The organism is Mesorhizobium sp. M8A.F.Ca.ET.181.01.1.1 (assembly GCF_004792025.1).
In the GTDB taxonomy this organism is placed as follows: Bacteria; Pseudomonadota; Alphaproteobacteria; order Rhizobiales; family Rhizobiaceae; genus Mesorhizobium.
The window spans coordinates 153,424-173,383 of the sequence record NZ_SRTV01000003.1; the positions used below are offsets into that span (position 1 = coordinate 153,424).

20 protein-coding genes are annotated in these 19,960 nt (G+C 64.4%); 10 read left to right on the forward strand and 10 right to left on the reverse strand.

Annotated features, from left to right (window positions below):
• Positions 1–153 precede the first annotated feature (153 nt).
• The 7 genes from cysG (at position 154) to EN824_RS13470 (ending at position 7,565) form a co-directional block, all read left to right on the forward strand.
• Positions 154–1,596, forward strand: a complete 1,443-nt coding sequence (gene cysG / locus EN824_RS13440; RefSeq protein ID WP_135932385.1) for a siroheme synthase CysG — start codon at positions 154–156, stop codon at positions 1,594–1,596.
• A complete protein-coding gene (locus tag EN824_RS13445) occupies positions 1,593–1,886 on the forward strand; it encodes a DUF2849 domain-containing protein (protein WP_127281321.1) in 294 nt (97 codons plus the stop codon). The genes cysG and EN824_RS13445 overlap by 4 nt, the downstream gene beginning before the upstream one ends.
• Before the next feature lie 47 nt (positions 1,887–1,933).
• Positions 1,934–3,604, forward strand: coding sequence for a nitrite/sulfite reductase (locus tag EN824_RS13450; RefSeq protein ID WP_135914986.1), 1,671 nt, complete (start codon positions 1,934–1,936; stop codon positions 3,602–3,604).
• Positions 3,579–4,343 (forward strand): phosphoadenylyl-sulfate reductase, encoded by a 765-nt coding sequence (locus tag EN824_RS13455; protein WP_135865764.1) that lies wholly within the window; start codon positions 3,579–3,581, stop codon positions 4,341–4,343. The genes EN824_RS13450 and EN824_RS13455 overlap by 26 nt, the downstream gene beginning before the upstream one ends.
• A gap of 170 nt (positions 4,344–4,513) precedes the next feature.
• Positions 4,514–5,047 carry a DUF934 domain-containing protein gene (locus tag EN824_RS13460; protein ID WP_135865762.1) on the forward strand — a complete coding sequence of 178 codons (534 nt, stop codon included), beginning with the start codon at positions 4,514–4,516 and terminating at the stop codon, positions 5,045–5,047.
• 97 nt (positions 5,048–5,144) lie between these two features.
• On the forward strand, positions 5,145–6,752 hold the full coding sequence (locus EN824_RS13465) for a GMC family oxidoreductase N-terminal domain-containing protein (RefSeq protein ID WP_135865758.1): 1,608 nt from the start codon (positions 5,145–5,147) through the stop codon (positions 6,750–6,752).
• 192 nt (positions 6,753–6,944) lie between these two features.
• Positions 6,945–7,565 (forward strand): DJ-1/PfpI family protein, encoded by a 621-nt coding sequence (locus EN824_RS13470; protein ID WP_135932386.1) that lies wholly within the window; start codon positions 6,945–6,947, stop codon positions 7,563–7,565.
• Between the two features lie 166 nt (positions 7,566–7,731).
• Here the strand turns inward: EN824_RS13470 and EN824_RS13475 are convergent, their stop codons facing one another.
• Together EN824_RS13475 and EN824_RS13480 are read right to left on the reverse strand one after the other, a co-directional pair.
• Entirely contained in the window at positions 7,732–8,754 is a 1,023-nt protein-coding gene (locus tag EN824_RS13475; RefSeq protein WP_127870004.1) for a fatty acid desaturase, read from the reverse strand.
• Positions 8,755–8,845: 91 nt separating this feature from the next.
• Entirely contained in the window at positions 8,846–9,043 is a 198-nt protein-coding gene (locus EN824_RS13480; protein ID WP_127280461.1) for a hypothetical protein, read from the reverse strand.
• 227 nt (positions 9,044–9,270) lie between these two features.
• On the opposite strand from EN824_RS13480, the gene grpE reads away from it, so the two are divergent.
• Positions 9,271–9,903, forward strand: coding sequence for a nucleotide exchange factor GrpE (gene grpE / locus EN824_RS13485; protein WP_127280462.1), 633 nt, complete (start codon positions 9,271–9,273; stop codon positions 9,901–9,903).
• A gap of 104 nt (positions 9,904–10,007) precedes the next feature.
• Positions 10,008–10,640, forward strand: a complete 633-nt coding sequence (locus EN824_RS13490) for a trimeric intracellular cation channel family protein (RefSeq protein ID WP_127870002.1) — start codon at positions 10,008–10,010, stop codon at positions 10,638–10,640.
• A gap of 72 nt (positions 10,641–10,712) precedes the next feature.
• Here the strand turns inward: EN824_RS13490 and EN824_RS13495 are convergent, their stop codons facing one another.
• From EN824_RS13495 to EN824_RS13525, 7 genes are all read right to left on the reverse strand, one after another.
• Positions 10,713–11,588 carry a GNAT family N-acetyltransferase gene (locus EN824_RS13495; RefSeq protein ID WP_167531310.1) on the reverse strand — a complete coding sequence of 292 codons (876 nt, stop codon included), beginning with the start codon at positions 11,586–11,588 and terminating at the stop codon, positions 10,713–10,715.
• Positions 11,589–11,830: 242 nt separating this feature from the next.
• Positions 11,831–14,116 carry a PAS domain-containing hybrid sensor histidine kinase/response regulator gene (locus EN824_RS13500; RefSeq protein WP_135932387.1) on the reverse strand — a complete coding sequence of 762 codons (2,286 nt, stop codon included), beginning with the start codon at positions 14,114–14,116 and terminating at the stop codon, positions 11,831–11,833.
• A 140-nt stretch (positions 14,117–14,256) separates the two neighbouring features.
• On the reverse strand, positions 14,257–15,246 hold the full coding sequence (locus EN824_RS13505) for an MDR family oxidoreductase (protein WP_135914988.1): 990 nt from the start codon (positions 15,244–15,246) through the stop codon (positions 14,257–14,259).
• Between the two features lie 55 nt (positions 15,247–15,301).
• Entirely contained in the window at positions 15,302–15,799 is a 498-nt protein-coding gene (gene lspA / locus EN824_RS13510) for a signal peptidase II (protein ID WP_135865748.1), read from the reverse strand.
• A gap of 13 nt (positions 15,800–15,812) precedes the next feature.
• Complete coding sequence (locus EN824_RS13515) at positions 15,813–16,670, reverse strand: RNA methyltransferase (protein ID WP_135914989.1); 858 nt, start codon at positions 16,668–16,670, stop codon at positions 15,813–15,815.
• Position 16,671: 1 nt separating this feature from the next.
• Positions 16,672–17,760, reverse strand: a complete 1,089-nt coding sequence (locus tag EN824_RS13520) for a class I SAM-dependent rRNA methyltransferase (protein WP_135914990.1) — start codon at positions 17,758–17,760, stop codon at positions 16,672–16,674.
• Between the two features lie 90 nt (positions 17,761–17,850).
• Positions 17,851–18,336 carry a DUF1772 domain-containing protein gene (locus EN824_RS13525; protein WP_127279746.1) on the reverse strand — a complete coding sequence of 162 codons (486 nt, stop codon included), beginning with the start codon at positions 18,334–18,336 and terminating at the stop codon, positions 17,851–17,853.
• A 211-nt stretch (positions 18,337–18,547) separates the two neighbouring features.
• Between EN824_RS13525 and EN824_RS13535 the strand changes: the two genes are divergently transcribed.
• Positions 18,548–18,985, forward strand: coding sequence for an EVE domain-containing protein (locus tag EN824_RS13535; protein ID WP_127279747.1), 438 nt, complete (start codon positions 18,548–18,550; stop codon positions 18,983–18,985).
• Here the strand turns inward: EN824_RS13535 and EN824_RS13540 are convergent.
• On the reverse strand, positions 18,975–19,940 hold the full coding sequence (locus tag EN824_RS13540; protein WP_127279748.1) for an ornithine cyclodeaminase family protein: 966 nt from the start codon (positions 19,938–19,940) through the stop codon (positions 18,975–18,977). The genes EN824_RS13535 and EN824_RS13540 overlap by 11 nt on opposite strands.
• Between the last annotated feature and the right edge of the window lie 20 nt (positions 19,941–19,960).

Genomic DNA, 19,960 nt, shown 5'->3' on the forward strand with positions numbered 1-19,960 from the left:
TGTGCTCAGGGCATGGGCGTGGAATATTTTTCTCCTGCTCTTCGCGGTTGCGAAAAAGCGATTGCCTGCCATCACCGGATGAGCGAGTGCTTTGCTTCTGCTTTTTTATGCCTGGGCGTAAAACTGCGAAACTGTTCCCGGATTGCTTTTCTGATGCCGCAAGCCACCACCAAGCTCAATGCCTTTCCCGTCTTCGTGCGGGTCGAGGGCGAAGCCGTGGCCATTGTCGGCGGCGGCGAGCAGGCGCTGGCCAAGGCGCGGCTGATCGCCCAGTCGAGCGCGGTTCTGTACATCATCGCCGCAAATGCCGAACCGGAGCTGTTGGCCTTCATCGCCGAGACCGGCGCGAACCATGTGGCCGCCGGGTATGACGCCTCACGGCTCGAAGGCGCCGTGATGGTGTTTGCCGCCAGCGGCGACGAGACGCTCGATCGTCGCGTGGCCGCCGACGCGCGCCGGCTGGGCATTCCGGTCAATGCGGTCGACCGGCCGGACCTCTGCGATTTCTTCACGCCTGCGCTGGTCAACCGCGCGCCGGTCGCCATTGCCATCGGCACCGAAGGCACAGGCCCGGTGCTGGCGCAGATGCTGCGCGGCCGCATCGACCGCATGCTGTCGCCGTCGCTTGGCGCGCTGGCGGCGCTTGCCGCCTCGTTCCGCAATGCCGCCGAGAGATTGCCCAGGGGCAATATACGTCGCCGTTTCTGGAGCGACTTCTTCGGTGGAGCGCCGGCGCGCGCGGTCGAGGCTGGCGAATTTTCGCGGGCGCGCGAAGCCGCCGCCGATCTGCTGACGTCCGACGCGCCCGTTCGCGGCCACATCGCCCTGGTGGGCGCCGGTCCCGGCGCCGAGGATCTCCTGACCCTGCGGGCGCATCGTCTCCTGATGGAAGCCGACGTCATCGTCCATGACGCGCTGGTGCCGGAGGCGGTCGTCGCCATGGGGCGCCGCGATGCCGAGCGTCTGCCGGTGGGAAAGCGCAAGGGCTGCCACACCAAGAGCCAGGCCGAAATCAATGCATTGCTGGTGGAGCTCGGCCGTGCGGGCAAGCGCGTCGTGCGGCTGAAGTCGGGTGATCCGCTGGTGTTCGGGCGCGCCGGCGAGGAGATGGCGGCGCTGCGCGATGCCGGCATCGCCTATGAGGTGGTTCCGGGTGTCACCGCGGCCTTCGCCGCTGCCGCCGATTTCGAGCTGCCGCTGACGCTGCGCGGCGTTTCCTCCTCGATGGTGTTCACCACCGGCCACGATCTCAAGGGCAATTCATTGCCAGACTGGGCCAAGCTCGCCATTTCCGGTGCTACCGTCGCCGTCTATATGGGCCGCTCGGTCGCGGCCGAAGTTGCCGGCCGGCTGATCGAGGCCGGCCTATCGCCGGACACGGCGGTCGCCGTGGTCGAGAATGCCAGCCTGACCAATCGCCGACGCTTCCACGGCACACTCGCCGACCTGCCGTCGCTGGAAGCGCGCGCCGATCTGTCGGGACCGGTCATGACCATCATCGGCGACGCTGTCGCCGGGGCCAATTTCGAGCGGTCCGAGCCGCTCGCGGCTCACAGGCATGCGCCCGTAGCGGCCACCGAGGGAGTTCAGCCATGAAGATACTGACCGCCAATCGCCTCGGCGACGGCATCGCCGTCTGGTACGCCGATGGCGGCTGGGCCGAGACGGTGGACCATGCAGACCTTGCCCATGACAAGGCGGCCGAGGATCGGCTGGAGGCGATCGGCGCCAAGGCCTATGCCGACAATGAAGTGGTCGACGTCAATCTGATCGACGCGGAAGTCGTCGACGGCGTCGTCGAGCCGGTGCGGTTGCGCGAGAAGATCCGCGCCGCCGGTCCCACTATTCGTGGCGATCTCGGCAAGCAGGCTATACGGGCGGCGTAAGCCAGACTGAAAGTGAAAGTGGGCGGACGCGCCCTGAAAGACGAAGCATGTACCGTTACGATGAGTTCGACCACGATTTTGTCCAGGCCCGCGTCGCCGAGTTCAGCGACCAGGTCCAGCGCCGGCTGTCCGGCGAGATCACCGAGGACCAGTTCCGGCCGCTCAGGCTGATGAACGGCGTTTACCTGCAGCTGCACGCCTATATGCTTCGCATCGCCGTGCCCTACGGCACGCTGAACGGCAAGCAGTTGCGCATGCTCGGCCACATCGCCCGCAAATACGACAAGGGCTACGGCCATTTCACCACGCGCCAGAACATCCAGTTCAACTGGCCGGCGCTGTCGGACATTCCGGCGATCCTGGCGGACCTGGCCAGCGTCGAGATGCACGCCATCCAGACCAGCGGCAACTGCATCCGCAATGTCACCGCGGACCATTTTGCCGGCGCTGCCGCCGACGAGGTCGCCGATCCGCGCCCCTATGCGGAAATCCTGCGGCAGTGGTCGTCGGTGCATCCGGAATTCTCGTTCCTGCCGCGTAAGTTCAAGATCGCGGTGACGGGAGCCGAGCGTGACCGCGCCGCCATCCAGACGCATGACATCGGCCTGCACCTGAAGAAGAACGCCGCCGGCGAACTCGGCTTCGCCGTCTATGTCGGCGGTGGCCAGGGCCGCACGCCGATGGTGGCGAGGAAGATTCGCGACTTTCTGCCGGAGGCCGACCTTCTGTCCTACTGCACGGCGATCCTGCGCGTTTACAATCTCTATGGGCGCCGCGACAACAAGTACAAGGCGCGCATCAAGATCCTGGTGCACGAGACCGGCGCCGAGGAAATCACCCGCCAGGTCGAGGCCGAGTGGCAGGAGTTGAAGGATGCGGAACTGAAGCTGCCTGAGGCGGACATCCGCGCCATCGAGGCCTATTTCGCGCCGCCGGCGCTGGCCGGGCGTCCGGAAGGCGACGCGGCCGTCAAGGTGGCGCGGTTGGATTCCAAGGGCTTCTCGGACTGGCTCGACCAGAACGTGGTGACGCATCGCCATCCCGATTATGCCGCGGTGACGATTTCGCTCAAGGGCATCGGCGAGGTACCGGGCGACGCATCGGACAGCCAGATGGAAGCCGTCGCCGATATCGCCGAAAGATACGCCTTCGACGAGTTGCGCGTCAGCCATGAGCAGAACCTGATCCTGCCACATGTGGCGCGCGCCGACCTCAAGGCGGTCTATGACGCGCTGGTCGACATCGGGCTGGCGACGGCCAATTCCAACCTGATCTCGGACATCATCTCGTGCCCGGGCCTCGATTATTGCGCGCTTGCGACGGCGCGCTCGATCCCGATCGCGCAGGAAATCTCGCAACGCTTCGCCTCGCTGGAGCGGCAGCGCGAGATCGGCGAATTGAAGCTCAAGATCTCCGGCTGCATCAATGCCTGCGGCCACCACCATGTCGGCCATATCGGCATCCTCGGTGTCGAGAAGAAAGGCTCCGAGCTCTACCAGGTGACGCTCGGCGGTTCGGCCGACGAAAACACCTCCGTCGGCGAGATCATCGGCCGCGGCTTCTCGTCGGAAGAGATCACCGACGCCATCGAGACGATCGTCGATACCTATCTCGGCCTTCGGCTCAACCCACAGGAAATATTCATCGACGCCTACCGCCGTGTCGGTCCCGCGCCGTTCAAGGAGGCGCTCTATGCTGGCGAAGCCAAGGCCGCTTGACCGTGTTGCCGACGTCGAGGACGGCGCCGCCGCCAAGGCGGCGGGCCTCGATGCGCTCTATGGCCATTTGAAGCCGCTTGAGATCATCGAACGTGCGGCCAGGGACCTGTTCCACGACGAGATCGCCGCCGTGTCTTCGTTCGGCGCGGATTCGGCGGTGCTGCTGCACATGATCGCGGAGATCGACCGCACGCTACCGGTCATCTTCCTCGATACCGGCAAGCATTTCGAGGAGACGCTCGGCTATCGCGACGCGCTGGTCGCCGATTTCGGGCTGACCAACATCCGGGTGATCAAGCCCGACGAGGCGGCGCTCGAACGGATCGACCCGACCGGCAATCTGCATCAGAACAACACCGATGCCTGCTGCGACGTGCGCAAGGTCGAGCCGCTGGCACGTGGCGTCGCCCCCTTCCGTGCCTGGTTCACAGGTCGCAAGCGCTTCCAGGCCTCGACACGGGCCGCACTTCCGGTGTTCGAGGCGGTCGGCCCGCGCATCCGCATCAATCCGCTGGCGCACTGGACGACGTCGGATCAGGCCGACTACATGCGTTCGCATGCGCTGCGCGAAAATCCACTGGTCGCCTATGGCTATCTGTCGATCGGCTGCTTTCCGTGCACGCAGCCGGTGCAGCCGGGCGAGGACGCGCGCAGCGGCCGCTGGGCCGGTCACGCCAAGACCGAGTGCGGCATTCACCTGTCGGGACTGGAAGTGTCGCTGACCGACGCATCACTATAGGGTATGTTGCAATTCAGGTGAGGCCGGCCTGCAAACGGCAGCTTCCTGCGCTTCCGGGGCTCACGTACTTCAAGTACGCTCCGCTCCGGTTCTCGGAAGCAGCCGTTTTCGAAGCGGCCTGACCTGAATTTCAGCACACCCTTGAGCTCTTTGAATTTTTAGGAATTTTGATGACTGAACCGACGACACCGGAGACCCGGCTCTGGACCCCTGAAGGGTTTCGCGAGGACGAGTGGACCCATGCCGAAAGCGCCGACGCGCTGGCAGGCAACGGCCGCTTCATCCTGCCGTTGCAGGCATTCCTCGATCTTGACCCGGAGGTGCGCCGCTCGGCGAAGGAGCGGCTCGGCGTCGTGCTGCAGCCCGGCGATCAGCTCGAGAAGATCGCCGACCTGCTCGACCAGCTGTCGCTGGTGGCGCTGGCCTTCCCGGCTTTCGGCGACGGCCGGTCTTTCACCAAGGGCGAACTGCTGCGCAACCGCTATCATTTCACGGGCGCGCTGCGTGCCACCGGACAGATCCTGGTCGACCCGTTGCCGCACATGCTGCGGCTTGGCTTCGACGAGTTCGAGATCTCGAATCCAGTGCTCTTGAAACGCCTGGAGGAGGGCCGTACCGGCGGGTTGGGGCTTTACTACCAGCCGGCCGCCATATCGGAGCCCAAGGGTCCGAGATATTCCTGGCGGCGGGCCCGCGGCAACTGACGCGGCGGTAGGTCCACGCGTCTTTACATCGCCCGCGATCGGGCCTTCTCTGATCGTCCGGATAGAAATATCCGCCTGACGATCTGGGAGGGGTCTCATGCGCTACGACTATGTCATCGCCGGTGGCGGGTCCGCCGGCTGCACGCTTGCCGCGCGGCTCTCCGAAGATACCTCGAAAACAGTTTGCCTGATCGAGGCGGGAGGAGCCGGCAAGGATCTGCTGATCCGCGCACCCGCCGGCGTCATCGCGCTGCTGCCGGGCCGGCCGAAGATCAACAACTGGGCGTTCGAGACGGTGCCGCAGCCTGGGCTTGGCGGCCGCAAGGGTTACCAGCCGCGCGGCAAGACGCTCGGCGGCTCCAGTGCCATCAACGCCATGCTTTACACGCGCGGGCACCGTGGCGACTATGACGAATGGGCCGATCTCGGCTGCCAGGGCTGGTCGTGGGACGACGTGCTGCCCTATTTCCGGCGCGCCGAAGGCAATCAGCGCGGTGCAGACGCACTACATGGCAGCGAAGGACCGCTGCGGGTCGGCGAACAGCAGGAGCCGCGTGCGCTCTCAAGGGCCTTTGTCGAGGCCTGCGGCGAAAACCAGATACGCCGCAACGACGATTTCAACGGACCGGAGCAGGAAGGGGCGGGGCTCTATCAGGTGACGCAATTCTGGGACGAGCGCCGCAATGGCGAACGATGCTCGGCGGCTGCCGCATATCTGCATCCGGTCATGAGCCGGCCCAACCTTACCGTCATCACCGGAGCACAAGCCACGGGCATCGTGCTTGACGGCAAGCGGTCGACCGGCGTTCGCTATCGCAAGGGCAACAGCGAAGCGATTGCACAAGCCGGGCGCGAGGTCATTGTCTGCGGCGGCGCTTTCGGTTCGCCGCAACTGCTGTTGCTATCGGGCATTGGCCCCGCCGCCGAACTTGCCGTGCACGGTATTCCGGTTGCTCACGAACTGCCCGGAGTGGGCAAGAACCTGCAGGATCATCTCGATTTCATCCTGGGCTGGACGTCGAAGGACGCCGACATGATGGGCATCGGTGTGCGCGGTCTGCCTGGCCTGCTGCGGCATATGCTGCGCTGGCGCAGGGATGGCGGCGGCATGATCGCTACGCCCTACGCGGAAGGCGGCGCCTTCCTCAAATCCGACCCAGCGATCGACCGGCCCGACCTGCAACTGCATTTCTGCATCGCCATCGTCGACGATCACGGCCGCAAGCTGCATATGGGTTACGGTTTTTCCTGCCACGTCTGCGTGCTGCGGCCATATTCGCGGGGCGAGGTCGGGCTGTCGAGCGCGGATCCGCTGGCGGCACCGCGCATCGACCCGCGCTTTCTATCGGACGAACGTGACGGCGAGCTTCTGCTGAGGGGTGTTCGAATGATGCGCGGTGTCCTGGAGGCGCCGGCACTGGCCAAATACCGCCACAAGGAAATCTACACTGCCGGCGTGTCGAGCGACGCGGAGCTTATGTCCCATATCCGTGCCCGCGCCGACACGATTTATCACCCGGCCGGCACCTGCAAGATGGGCATCGACGATATGGCGGTGGTTGATCCGGAACTGCGTGTCCACGGCATGCAAGCCTTGCGCGTCGTCGACGCCTCGGTGATGCCGAGGCTGATCGGCGGCAACACCAATGCGCCGACCATCATGATCGCCGAGAAGGCCGCGGGCATGATCAAGGCGGTTGCCTGACCGTAGTCTGGTCGAACCAATGATTCCATTTTGGCCTTTTTAACGACTCGAATTTGCTGGTGATCGTGCCCGTCTCCGAAAACTGGTCTTACCAATAGGGCGATTTCCGCTTCCCCTTTCACCGTCCTGCCCTTACGATAAGTCGATTATTTCGTCATCCGAAATAAATGGCCACAAAGGGAGGAACCGGGAATGGCTGGTAAGAAAATATTGATGCTCGTTGGCGAGTTCAGCGAGGAATATGAGATTTTCGTCTTTGAGCAGGCCATGCATGCCGTCGGCCACACCGTGCATGTCGTGTGCCCGGACAAGAAGGCGGGCGATGTGCTGAAGACATCGCTGCACGATTTCGAGGGCGACCAGACCTACACCGAAAAGCTCGGCCACGATTACATCCTCAACAAGACGTTTTCCGAGGTGGATCCGGGCCAGTACGATGCCGTCTACGCGGCGGGCGGGCGCGGTCCCGAATACATCCGCATCGACAAGCGCGTGCAGGCGCTGGTGCGGCACTTCCATGAGACCGGCAAGCCGATCTTCACCATCTGCCACGGCGTGCAGATCCTGATCGCGGTCGACGGCGTGGTGCGGGGCAGGGAAGTGGCGGCGCTTCACTATTGCGAGCCGGAAGTGACGCTGGCCGGCGGTATCTATATCGACGTCGCGCCGAACGGAGCCCATGTCGACGGCAATCTCGTATCTGCCAAGGGCTGGCCGGGCCTGTCCAATTTCATTCGCGAATGCCTGAAGGTGCTGGGCACGGAGATCCGCCATGGCGAGATCCTGATGCGCGACGAGCGGCAGGCGGCCTGAGGCTCTGAGAACCGGCTGCTCTTCTACGCTTTCAACTCAGGTTGGAAAGCTTTGCGCTGCTTCCTCATGCGGCCCTTGGGCATTGTTCGAAAAGCCAGGCAATTGGCTTTTCGTCCGCTGCGCGGACCGCACTTCACCTCTCCGTTGATGGGAAGCAAGACAAGCGCTACAGCGCCGCGTGTGCCTCTCGGAACGATATCAGCTTGCTGCGGCTTTCGTCCCACAAGGCCAGTTTGACGCAGCGCAGGCTGTCGAGCAGCGTGACGCGGCCGATACCGCGCAGTTCCGGATAGTCTCGCAGCACTTCCTGCAACCGGTAGCCGGGCACCTTGGCGGAGAGGTGGTGGACGTGGTGGACGCCGATATTGCCGGTGAACCAGTTCAGAACCGGCGGCAGGTCGTAGTAGGACGAGCCGTGCAGGGCGGCATGCTGGAACTGCCATTCCTCGTCCTTCGCCCATTCGGTCTCCTCGAACTGATGCTGGACGTAGAACAGCCAGATGCCGGCCGAACCGGCGAGGATGACGATCGGCAGATGGACAATCAGGAACGCGCCGGGACCGACGGCCCAGATAAGCAATGCCGCCGCAAGCGCAATGGCGAGATTGGTGGTCATCGACGACACCCAGGGCGTAAAGCCGCCGCGCATCATGCCGATGGGCAGCCTTTGCGAGAAGATGAACAACCAGATCGGCCCGAGCCCGAACATCACCAGCGGATGGCGATAGAGGCGATAGGCCAGGCGCCCGCGCCAGGACAGGCGCCGGTACTCGGCGACGGTCAACGTCCTGATGTCACCCATGCCGCGCTCATCGAGATTGCCGGCGCTGGCATGATGCACGGCGTGGGCACGCCGCCAGCAATCGTAGGGCGTCAGCGTCAGGACACCGAGCGCTCGGCCGATCCAGTCGTCGGCAATGCGATTGGCGAAGAACGAGCCATGGCCGCAATCGTGCTGGATCATGAAGATCCGCACCAGGAACCCGGCCGCGGGCAGGATGAGGATCAGCCCCCACCAATGGCCGTAGGCATAGGCGGCGGAAGACAGAGCCCACAGCGAGGCGAAAGGAATGAGGGTAATGGCGAGTTCGAGTGCGCTGCGCCGCCTGTCGGGCTTCTTGTAGCGTGCCAGAATCTTGAGCCAGGCGCGCTTGCTACTGGCCGCCATTTCGGGGGAAATCATGTTCATCAGGAAGCATAGGCAGGGTGCGCCGCCGCCGCAAGCCGGCCTTCACGTAAAGTTACTGTGCGTAATTGTCGCGTAAGGCCGGACGAGGCGCCTACTGCCGCCGCCAGGCGTCGCCATTCTCGACCCGGTCAAGGCGGTCGAGCAATTGCCTGAAACGATCGGGGATGTCGGTCTCCGTGTGGAAGGCTGGCAAGGTGCGCAGAAAGCGCGCCATCGTCTCGGCACCGAGCTGGCGCCGGACCTCCGCGGCGAGCCTCTCGCCCTTTTCAAGCTTTTTGCGGGTCATCATCTCAAAAATCCTGCGTCGGCTCCGAAACTCCTCCAGCAAGGGAATGGTTCCCCCATCACGCCCCTGAGGCAAGCAAAGCCGGCAAGTACGGTAAAATTTGAATTAAAATCGCAGCATCGTCCCGGCGTCTTCAAAGGGCCTTGCGGTTGCTTTCCCCTTGATTTTTGGCCTGCGAACCTCGATATCGGGCACAAAATCCACACCATTCAAGATGACGGGAAACGGCGATGAGCGACCAGGCAAAAGACGAACGCGCGCCCAGTGAAGCCGAGGCGGCCGAGGCCAATGCCGAGCGCACGGAAGGCAGCATCGATGGCGACTATGAAGCGCTTGTACGACTGCTGAAGGAAAACGAAGAACTGAAGGACCGCGCGCTGCGCGTCGCGGCCGAGATGGAGAACCTGCGCCGCCGCACCGCGCGCGACGTGCATGACGCGCGAACCTATGCGGTGGCGAATTTCGCCCGCGACATGCTGTCGGTGTCGGACAATCTGCGCCGCGCGCTGGATGCCATTCCCGCCGAGGCCAAGGCGTCGGGGGACGCCGGCTTCAAGGCACTGATCGAAGGCGTCGACCTGACCGAGCGCGCCATGCTGTCGGCGCTGGAACGGCACGGGGTCAAGAAACTCGCGCCGGAAGGCGAAAAGTTCGATCCCAATTTCCACCAGGCAATGTTCGAAGTGCCCAATCCCGATGTGCCGGCCAACACCGTGGTCCAGGTCGTGCAGCCGGGCTATTCGATCGGCGAGCGGGTGCTGCGCCCGGCCATGGTCGGCGTCGCCAAGGGCGGCCCGAAAATTGCCGCCGACGCGCCGGTCGAGCCAGGGCCGGTCAATGAGCAGGCCGAAAAGGATGCGTGATTAGGGAATAGGGGAGTAGGGCAGGAAAACAGGAAGCCGTATGAATCATGCGGCTTCGTGCTAACATACTCCCCTACTCCCCTGCTCCCTTAACCGCATAATTCATGAACCCCATCGCCCTCCTCGACTATGCCGGCGTTGCCGTCTTCGCGGCGACCGGGGCGTTGGCGGCGTCGCGCAAGCAGCTCGACATTATCGGCTTTCTGTTCCTGGCCAGCGTCACCGGTATCGGCGGCGGCACGCTTCGCGACGTTATCCTCAATCTGCCGGTTTTCTGGGTCGCCAACTCCAGCTATGTGCTGATCTGCGCGGCGGTTGCGGTGCTGGTGTTCTTTGGTGCGCACCGTGTCGAATCCCGCTGGAAATGGCTGCTCTGGCTCGACGCCATCGGGTTGGCCGCTTTTTCGGTGATGGGGGCGGCCAAGGGGCTGGCCATTACCGGTTCGCCGGTCGTTTCCGTCATCACCGGCGTGCTCACCGCCACGTCAGGCGGCATCCTGCGTGATCTGCTGGCCGGCGAGCCCTCGGTGCTGCTGAGGCCGGAAATCTACGTTACGGCCGCTCTCGCAGGTGCTGCAATCTTCACGGCTGGCGACGTCACAGGATTGCCGCCGATCGTTTCAGAACTGGCCGGCTTCGCCGCGGCGTTCGCGGTGCGCGGCGGTGCGCTCCGTTTCGGCTGGACGTTTCCAGCCTACAAAAGCCGGCCCGGCCGGCGGCCTGAAGACATTCCCTGAAGAGAGGGAGTAGGGAAATTGTCAGTAGTCGCCGAAGCGTGAATCGTGGCGTCTTCACCACTGCCTACTCGCTCACGCCGCGAAGCGCTGCGCTTCGCCGCCATAATAGTTGACGTAGCGGGCCCCGATCTCCTTGACCGGCATCACCACGAAAATGTCGACGGTCGAGAATTCGCGGTCGATGACGCAACCATCGCCGATGCGGGCGCCGACCCGCAGATAGCCCTTGACCAGTGGTGGCATCGCCGCGATCGCCGCCTTGGTGTTGACCGCCTCGATCGGCATCAGGTCCATGGAGCAGTAGCGTCCGGACACAGCGCGCACGTCCCAGGCCGAGTTGGTGCGGCAGTGATGGGCGAGATAGGTGAGCGCCTCGGCGTGCGCGGCCGGCACGGTGCCGTGGAAGGAGGCACAGCCGGTCATCACGCCGATCTCGTAGTGATTGATGTAAGCCCAGATGCCTTGCCACAGCGCCTCGATGGTGCGCTTCGAACGGTATTCCGGCAAGACGCAGGAGCGGCCGAGTTCCAGGAAACGCTGGCCGGGATGGCGGGCGATGAGCTTGGTCAGCTCGAATTCGCCTTCGGAATAGAAGCCTCCGGCGGTTGCCGCGATTTCTTGCCGCAGCAAGCGATAGGTGCCGACGATGCGGCGGTGCTCAGGGCCGGAAAGCGAGGTATCGAGGACGAGGAGATGGTCGCAGAGCGGGTCGAAGCGATCGGCGTCGCGGCGGTCCTGCGCCTGGAACAGATCCTTCCTGGCGCCAAGCTCGTCATAAAATACACGGTAGCGCACTTCCTGCGCGGCCGCGATCTCGGCCTCGTTGCGGGCGAGCCGCACTTCGAGATTGCCGATACGGCCGAGCGCTGCGCCTTTTATGACGGAATCGACATTACGTCCGGCGAGCAAGGCGCTGCTGGCGTTCGGCCGAGTGTCACATTCCGGCATAACTGTATGCACGAGTGATTCTCCTTCGAGCCATCCCTCTTGGCACGGGGATACGGTGTAGGTGCAACAGGATTGTGACAGTACCGTGATACGGCGTCGCGGGCAATACTTCGTCGGCTGGCGAAAACGGTCAACCGGCTATGTTGCGGCACAAGAGCCTACGCGCGTTGGCTTCGCGGGCGCCCGAAACCGGGCTGCTTTTTTTGGCGGGCTTCGTCAGCCATGCACCGGGAAAAGGCGGCTCAAGCGGCGACCTGGCCCTCGACGGCGCTGACCAGCGCGTCGGGGTCGAGCGGCTTGGTGACGAAGCCGCTGGCGCCGTGGGCGAGCACCGCATGGCGGGTCTTTTCCTGGCTGTCGGCCGACAGCACCATGATCGGCACCGGCGGTACGGAGGCTTCCTCCTCGTGGCGGCGGATCGCGGCAATGGCGTCCAATCCGTCCATGACCGGCATATGCAGATCCATCAGCACCACGTCGAAGCGGTGCTTGTGCCCGCCGGCGGTGACCGCCTCGACGGCAGCCTTGCCGTTGCCGACCACCTTGACGCGATGCCCGGCCTTCAACAGCGTTGCGCGGGCCAGCATGGCATTGATGTCGTTGTCCTCGGCGATCAGCACGGACAGGCCCTGTTGGCGTTCGCCTGAGGCACGAAGCGCCGGTGCGCGGCGTTTTTCCGGCCGCGGCGGGGCGAGGACCGGCGTCTGGCTGCTCAAAAGGACACGCAAAAGTGTTCCTCCGCGCACCGGCCGGGCAAGGAATGTCGCGTAGCCGCTGGCACGAAACTCGCCAAGCATGCCGCGGTCGGTGGGTGCGATCAGCGTGACGGCTTCGCAATCGGTGAACCCATGCTGGCGAAGCCGCTTGAGCAGCTTCCCGTCACTCTCTTCCAGGGCCGCGTCGACCAGAAGCACGTCACAGCCGTCGGCAAAGGATGCGGCCTGGGCCACGGTGGTGGCGATGCCGGCCGCGCCGCCATTGGCGCGGATGGTGCGGGCGATGGCGTCGGCCTCGACGGTGTTCTTGGACAGGATCACGGCGCGTCGGCCGGCAAGCGCGTTCAGCCGGCCCTGCGGCGGCTCGGTAGCCGATATGGCCGGAATCTCGAAGACGAATTCCGATCCCTGGCCGAGCCGGCTGGATACCGAAATCGTGCCGCCCATGGCGGTGACCAGACGCTTGGAGATGGCAAGCCCCAGTCCGGCACCGCCATGCGTGCGCGTCGAGGTGCCGTCGGCCTGCTCGAACTCCTCGAAGATGCGCTCCATGTCCTCGTCGCGCAGGCCGGGGCCGGTATCGGCGATGGTGAAGCAGATGCGGTCGCTGGTCTCGGTGCGGGCGCGCGCGACGCTGACCAGCACGCCGCCGCTGTCGGTGAACTTGATGGCGTTGCCGATGAGGTTGAGCAGCACCTGCCTGACCCGGCCCGGATCGGCGGTGATCAATTGCGGCACATCCGGTTCGACATGGCAGCCGAGGCCGATATTCTTGGCGAAGGCGCGCGCGGCCATCAATTCGATGATGTTGTCGGCGATCTCGCGCACGGACATGGGCTGCGGTTCGGGATCGAAGCGTCCGGCCTCGATCTTGGAATAGTCGAGCAGATCCTCGATCAGGGCAAGCAAGGCGCTGGCCGAGGTCGAGATGGCGCCGACATAGGTCTGCTGTTCCGGCGACAGGCTGGTGTCGGCGAGCAGCTTGGCCATGCCCATGATGCCGTTCATCGGCGTGCGGATCTCATGGCTGACAGTGGCGAGGAAACGCGACTTGGCCTGGCTTGCGAACTCGGCCCGCTCGCGCGCCGTGATCATGGACGATTCGGCGCGCTTGCGGGCGGTGATGTCGCGCGCGATGGCGCGATGCGAGACGGCATCGCTGTCCTTGTCGCGCACGGACAGCTCGATCCAGGAGAACCAGCGCGGCCCGGATGGCGTGCGGATGGCGACGTCGGTGGAACTCAGGCATTCATGGTCGGAGAAAGCGGCATCGGGAACGATGCCGACCTCGATGCCGAGTTCGGCCAGCGTCTTGCCGGCAAGGTCGCGCTGATCGGTTTCGACAAGGTCGGCGAACACCTTGTTGGCATAGACGATGTAACCGTCGCGGTCGCGATGGATGACGAGATCGCCGAGCGCGTCGATGAGACCGCGAAAGCGCTCCTCGCTTTCCTGCATCTCCCACATGCGGTCGGCCAGCGTCTCGATCTCGGCGCGGTTGCGGGCGGTGGTTTCGTCGAGCAGGACCGTACTGCGGCGTACGCTGCGCCTGGCGTGCAGGTGCATGGCCAGGCCGGCAAGGCCTGTTGCCAGCAACGCAAGGCTGATGAAGACCGGCGCTCCGGTCAGGTAGGAGAGGCCGGCCAGCACCATGACAACGAAGGTCAGGATCGGCAGGCCTTCGCGCTTGGCCGGTTGCTGATCGGGCACCAGCGGCGGCGCGGCGATAAACCGCCGCGCCATTGCCGGCGCTTGCGCCGCAACGATGTCGTCGCCAGGGTCGGCCCGTTGGCTGTCGGATTCCGCGATCATGCGAAATCCTTGCCAGACAGACATTATGGAAAATTGCGGGGGATCGTTCGAATTTTAGCGGATCGGGGTTTTTGCCCCGGCGAAGACCGATTTGCCGCCCGATGTGGCAATTCCGTCCGGCCTGCGATCCCTCAGTCCGGTCACATGTCGACGACGACGCGACCGCGGATCTTGCCATCGACGATGTCGTGTGCCGCACCGATGATGCCGTCGAAGCCGATGGTCGTGGACAGGCTGGCGAGCTTGTCCACATCGAGATCGGAGCCGATGCGCCGCCAGGCTTCGAGGCGCACGGCCTTCGGCGCCATCACTGAATCGATGCCGAGCAGGGAGACGCCGCGCAGGATGAAGGGCGCCACGCTCGATGGCAGATCCATGCCACCGGCGAGGCCGCAGGCCGCGACCGCCCCGCCATAGGAGGTCATTGACAGCACGTTGGCCAATGTGTGGCTGCCGACCGAATCGATACCACCGGCCCAGCGCTCCTTGGCCAGCGGCTTGGCGGGCTGGTTGAGCTCGTCGCGCGATATCACTTCGGCCGCGCCAAGATTGATCAGATAAGGGCTTTCGGCATTGCGGCCGGTCGAGGCGACGACATGGTAGCCGAGGCTGGACAGGATGGAGACCGCGACCGAACCGACGCCGCCGGCAGCGCCCGTCACCACGACAGGGCCGCGATCAGGCAGGATGCCGTGCCGTTCCAATGCCATGACGCAGAGCATGGCCGTGTAGCCGGCGGTGCCGACAGCCATGGCATCATGCGCGCTCATGCCCTCCGGCAACGGCACCAGCCAGTCACCCTTCACGCGGGCGCGCCCGGCATAGGCGCCGAAATGGGTTTCGCCAACGCCCCAGCCGTTCAGGATGACCTTGTCACCCTTGCGCCAGTCGGGATTGGAAGAGGAGATGACAGTGCCGGCAAGGTCGATGCCCGGCACCAGCGGCCATCGGCGGATCACCGGCGCCTTGCCCGATATGGCCAGTCCATCCTTGTAGTTCACCGTCGTCGCCTCGACCGCGATGGTGACGTCGCCCTCCATCAGATCGGCGTCGGTGAGATCAGTCACGGCGACCGACTGTTTTTTCTCGGCGTCGCGCGAAACGAGGATGGCTTTGAACGTTTCGGTCATCTTTCTCTCCGCGAACTTGCTTGGCGTCTGACTGTGCGGCGATGGCCGCGCGGGGTCAATCTTTGGAAGGCTTGGCGTTCGAAGGTTTGGGTTCACGCCGCCAGCCGATGAGTTCGTCGAACACGACCAGTGCCGCACCCACGGAAATGAAGGCGTCCGCAAGGTTGAAGACGGCGAAGGACCAGACCGGCGTGTGGAACAGGATGTAATCGATGACGTGGCCGTAGACGGCACGGTCGATCAGATTGCCCAGCGCGCCGCCGATGATCAGGGCAAAGCCGGTACGGGCGATGACATGGCCCGATGGCGTGCGCGTGGCGAGGTAAAGCACGAAAGCGACGACCAGCACGGCGATGACCACGAGGCCGGTGTCGCCGAAGGAGGAGAACATCGAGAAGGCGATGCCGGTGTTGTAGGTGCGAAACAACGCCAGGAAGGGCAGCAGGTCGAGCTTTTCCTGGAAGGGCAGGCCGGCCTCGACCAGTGTCTTTATCCATTGGTCGAGCGCGATGGCCACGATGACGAGCAGCGCGTAGGCAGACCATGATTTCACGATTGGACAACCTTCATTGCTGGTCCGGGATTGGTTCGAGTTTCAGCGCGCCGCGCCTGATCTCGAACAGCATGATGCCGGTGGCGACCGCGAGATTGAGCGAATCGGCACGGCCTGCCTGCGGAATCCTGAGCAGCCTGTCGCAGCTCGCCGCCAGGCTTTCGGGCAGGCCCTGCTGCTCGTTGCCCATCATCAGCAACACCGGCCCGCGGGAAAAATCGACCGAGCGGTAGTCGACCGCGCCTTTCAGATGGGTGCCCGCGACGAGACCTGAAAAGCCGCCGCGCCAGGCAAGGAATGCCTCGGTCGTTGCCTTCGCCACTGGCACGGCGAAAATGGAACCCATGGTGGCGCGCACCGTTTCCACCGAAAACGGATCGGTTGTGTCGCCGACCAGAATGACGCCCTTGGCGCCGACGGCATCGACGGTGCGGATGACGGTGCCGAGATTGCCGGGATCGCGCACCCGGTCGAGCGCGACCCAGACATCGCCATTGTCGGCACTGATGTCCTTCAGGGCCAGGAATTTCTGCGAGAAGACGCCGACCACCATTTGCGGATTGTCACGGCGGGTGATGGCGACAAGCACTTTTTCCGATACTTCGAGCACGGTGCCGCCGGCGGCAACCGTGCGCGCCGCGACCTTTTCCACGGCCGCGTTGCCGCGTCCGGCCTTGGCGAAAACAAGCGTCCTGATCTGCCAGCCCAGATCGAGCGCATCGATGATCAGCTTCAGCCCTTCGGCCATGAAGGCGTTCTGCTGGTCGCGGAATTTCTTCAAGGCGAGTGCCTTGATGTCCTTGACCAGCGGATTGGCAAGACTGGTGACTTCCTTCACCTGGCCGGGTGCGCCGGCGTGCCGTTCGTTCATGTCAGGCCACCCAGCGCGAAAACAGTGAAGTCGAAAGCGCCCGGCCGGCGGACTTTTCACGGATGATCAACTCGCCCGATTCAACCTTGCCGCCCATGCCGGCGAAGGTGTCGCGCATCAGGGCGTGGATCGCGAAGAAGGAGGCACGGATCGAATAGGCGGTCAGCACCACGGCGAGCGGTTTTGGGGTCAGGATCGAGCGACAGAGGTCCGTCAAATCAGGCAGGTCCTCGAACAATTGCCAGACCTCGCCCTTGGGGCCGCGGCCATAGGCCGGCGGATCGAACAGGATGATGTCGTAGCGGCTGCCGCGACGCTCCTCGCGCTCGGCGAACTTCACCGCGTCATCGACGATCCAGCGGATCGGCTTGCCGCCAAGGCCGGCCATCTCCTGGTTTTCGCGCGCCCAGCCGATCGCCTTCTTCGAGGCGTCGACATGGGTGACCTCGGCGCCCGCGCGCGCCGCCACCAGCGAGGCAAGGCCGGTATAACCGAACAGGTTGAGCACCTTGACGGGGCGCCTGGCCGCAGCGATCAGCCCTGCCATATGATCCCAGTGCGAAGCCTGCTCGGGAAAGACGCCGACATGGCGAAACGAGGTGAAACGGCCGAGATAGTCGATGCCGTCATGCTTCATCGGCCAGGTTTCGCCGAGCGGCGTCTTGGGGAAGCGCCAGCGGCCGATGCCTTCCTCGTCGGTGTCGCCGGTGAAGATGGCGTCGGCGCGCTCCCAGTCCCTTGCCGGCAGGGCCTTCTGCCAGATCGCCTGGCCCTCGGGCCGGACGATGCGGTAGGGACCGTATTGTTCGAGTTTTTGTCCCGCGCCGCTGTCGAGCAACGCATAATCGGCATTCGGCGCCACTTCGAGAACCAACGGCAAATGTTCTGCGGGCAGGGCGCCTTCGCGACGGGCGAGGTTGCGCGGCGCGGATTTCGGCGCGGGCTGGCTGTCCGCTTTCACATTGTGCTGTTCGCGCGGCCTGGCATCTGGCTTGACCGCGGAACGATTCTCGGGCGGGCGCGGCTGTCCGGCCCCGCTCTTCGCTGGGTGTGGGCGGCCGTCGCGGCGTTTGTCGCGAAAAGACTTCAAGAGGCAGCTTCTCCGGCGGTTCGGCCCGCTTCTGCCACAGCTATGCCCTCCGGCGCAACAAACCCGCGCGACATTGCGATTGCCGATGGCTCAGCCGCGCCCGATCGAAAGCAGGGCGACAACCAACGAAACGAAGCCGGCAGCCTTGGCGGCCGTGACAGCCATGTGGCCGGTCTCCCAGCGCAGCCGCATGGCTTCGAAATCGTCCGGAATCGGGCCTGGCATCCAGGTGGCGAGAACATTGTTGGCCGGTTTGACGAGAACGAACCAAAGCACCAGGGATAGCGCATAGAGCAAGGTGGCGGCGAGTGCGAACCAGAACGCCGGCCGATCCTCGCGCAACAGCCATGCCAGCAGTCCCGGGCAGGCGACCGCGGCGACATCCAGCGGCGCGCCAATGATTGCGAAGAGCAGGAACTGGCCGTTGAAAACGGTGGCCTCGCGCCAAAGCGCCGGGGACCATCGGATGAGCCGGGGCACCGATTCCAGGACATGAGCGAAGGACGGTCCGAGGCTGAGCGCAGCGATCGTGGCGGTCAAGACAGACCAGAATAGCAGGAGGCCGTATATTCGCATGACGCAACAACGGTTCCGAACCGAAGCCGTTCCGAACAGGCGCGCCACTTGCCGTTGCCGCAGCCTTGACCCTATCGTCTACCACTCCCGGATAATCATCCATGTCCCGCTCCGAATGCCTGCTCGACCTCATCCAGTTGCTGCGCCGGCTCCACCGGCCGGTCAGAGGGCAAGCATTGGCCGATGGAGAACAGGCCAATGGGGAACAGAAATGAGCGCGTATTGGATCGCGGTGGCGTCGGCGCAGCATGTCCGGCGCGGCCGGCAGGGCGGCTTCATGCAGGTTAACCACGGCAAGGCTGCACCTCTGCGCCGCGTCAGGCCCGGCGACGGCATCGTCTATTACTCGCCAACCACCGTTTCGGGGGAGAAAGACGGTCTGCAGGCGTTCACGGCGATCGGCACGGTGCGGGAAGGAGAACCTTATCAAGGCGAGATGGGCGGCGGCTTCACGCCGTTCCGCCGTGATGTCGGCTGGGCGCAGGCCGGGGAAACGCCGATCAAGCCATTGCTTGAGAGGCTGGAATTCACCGCAGGCAAATCGAACTGGGGTTACCAGCTGCGCTTTGGCCTGTTTCCGATCAGCGCGGCCGATTTCGCCCTGATCGCACGGGCAATGGGCGCCAAACTGGCTTCGACTAGCCCCTGAGTGCCTTGTAGACGGCAATGCCGGCGGCAAGATCCTCGAGTGCTGCGCCAACCGATTTGAAAAGCGTAATCTCGTCGGGGCTGCCGCGGCCTTGCTTCTGGCCGCGCGCCAGTTCGTGCAGGTCGGCGACGATGGCTTCCGGCTTCAGCACGCCGGAGGCCAGTGGCTGGACGATGTCGCCGGCCTCCTTGGTGGCGCCGGCGCGGGTGTCGACATAGACGCGGGCGCGCATGATCGCGTCGTCATCGCTTTCGCGCATCGTCGGGGTGAAGCCGCCAACCAGATCGACATGGGTTCCCGGCCGCAGCAGCGTACCCTTGACCAGCGGCTTGGTGGTGATTGTCGCCGAGGAGACGATGTCGGCCTGGCCAAGCTCGGCATCGAGATCGGTCGCGGCGCTGGCCGCGAAGCCCTCGGCGCACAGATCGGCCGCGACTTTCTCGGCGTTGGCCGGGGTACGGTTCCAGATGCGGATTGTCTTGATTGGCCGCACGGCGCTGTGCGCCTTGGCGAGGAAGGGTGAGAGCGCGCCGGCGCCGACCACCAGCAGCCGCGAGGCGTCGTCGCGGGCGAGATAGGACGCCGCGAGCGCCGAGGCGCAGGCCGTTCGCCACTGCGTCAGCCGCTGGCCGTCGATCAGGGCTTCCGGTTCGCCGGTGCCGCCATCGAGCAGGAGATAGAGCCCCATCACGGCTGGCTTGCCGATGGCGTTGTTGTCGGGCGAGACGGTGACGATCTTGACGCCGATATGGCCGCCGGCCGAACCGCCGGCGGCGTGAAAATCGGTCCAGGCCGGCATCAGAAGCAGGGTCGACGCCGCGCCATCAGGCCTTTCCACCGCGTGATGATGCCTGACCGGCTGCACCGCGCCCTCGCGAAAAGCAGTGCGCAGCGTCTCGACCAGTCCAGGAAAGGTCAGCGCACGATCGACCTCCGCGGCCGAAATGGTCAGCATGAAAAGCTCCGTGAAAAGAA

Bases quoted from the DNA above. Each gene is read 5' to 3' on its own strand.
- EN824_RS13460 (WP_135865762.1), top strand. From the start codon at position 4,514: ATGACTGAACCGACGACACCGGAGACCCGGCTCTGGACCCCTGAAGGG.
- EN824_RS13500 (WP_135932387.1), bottom strand. From the start codon at position 14,116: ATGATCGCGGAATCCGACAGCCAACGGGCCGACCCTGGCGACGACATC.
- EN824_RS13495 (WP_167531310.1), bottom strand. From the start codon at position 11,588: ATGCCGGAATGTGACACTCGGCCGAACGCCAGCAGCGCCTTGCTCGCC.
- EN824_RS13465 (WP_135865758.1), top strand. From the start codon at position 5,145: ATGCGCTACGACTATGTCATCGCCGGTGGCGGGTCCGCCGGCTGCACG.
- EN824_RS13455 (WP_135865764.1), top strand. From the start codon at position 3,579: ATGCTGGCGAAGCCAAGGCCGCTTGACCGTGTTGCCGACGTCGAGGAC.
- EN824_RS13515 (WP_135914989.1), bottom strand. From the start codon at position 16,670: ATGAACGAACGGCACGCCGGCGCACCCGGCCAGGTGAAGGAAGTCACC.
- EN824_RS13475 (WP_127870004.1), bottom strand. From the start codon at position 8,754: ATGAACATGATTTCCCCCGAAATGGCGGCCAGTAGCAAGCGCGCCTGG.
- EN824_RS13505 (WP_135914988.1), bottom strand. From the start codon at position 15,246: ATGACCGAAACGTTCAAAGCCATCCTCGTTTCGCGCGACGCCGAGAAA.
- EN824_RS13525 (WP_127279746.1), bottom strand. From the start codon at position 18,336: ATGCGAATATACGGCCTCCTGCTATTCTGGTCTGTCTTGACCGCCACG.
- EN824_RS13450 (WP_135914986.1), top strand. From the start codon at position 1,934: ATGTACCGTTACGATGAGTTCGACCACGATTTTGTCCAGGCCCGCGTC.
- EN824_RS13445 (WP_127281321.1), top strand. From the start codon at position 1,593: ATGAAGATACTGACCGCCAATCGCCTCGGCGACGGCATCGCCGTCTGG.
- EN824_RS13540 (WP_127279748.1), bottom strand. From the start codon at position 19,940: ATGCTGACCATTTCGGCCGCGGAGGTCGATCGTGCGCTGACCTTTCCT.
- EN824_RS13490 (WP_127870002.1), top strand. From the start codon at position 10,008: ATGAACCCCATCGCCCTCCTCGACTATGCCGGCGTTGCCGTCTTCGCG.
- cysG (WP_135932385.1), top strand. From the start codon at position 154: ATGCCGCAAGCCACCACCAAGCTCAATGCCTTTCCCGTCTTCGTGCGG.
- EN824_RS13535 (WP_127279747.1), top strand. From the start codon at position 18,548: ATGAGCGCGTATTGGATCGCGGTGGCGTCGGCGCAGCATGTCCGGCGC.
- EN824_RS13470 (WP_135932386.1), top strand. From the start codon at position 6,945: ATGGCTGGTAAGAAAATATTGATGCTCGTTGGCGAGTTCAGCGAGGAA.
- EN824_RS13480 (WP_127280461.1), bottom strand. From the start codon at position 9,043: ATGATGACCCGCAAAAAGCTTGAAAAGGGCGAGAGGCTCGCCGCGGAG.
- grpE (WP_127280462.1), top strand. From the start codon at position 9,271: ATGAGCGACCAGGCAAAAGACGAACGCGCGCCCAGTGAAGCCGAGGCG.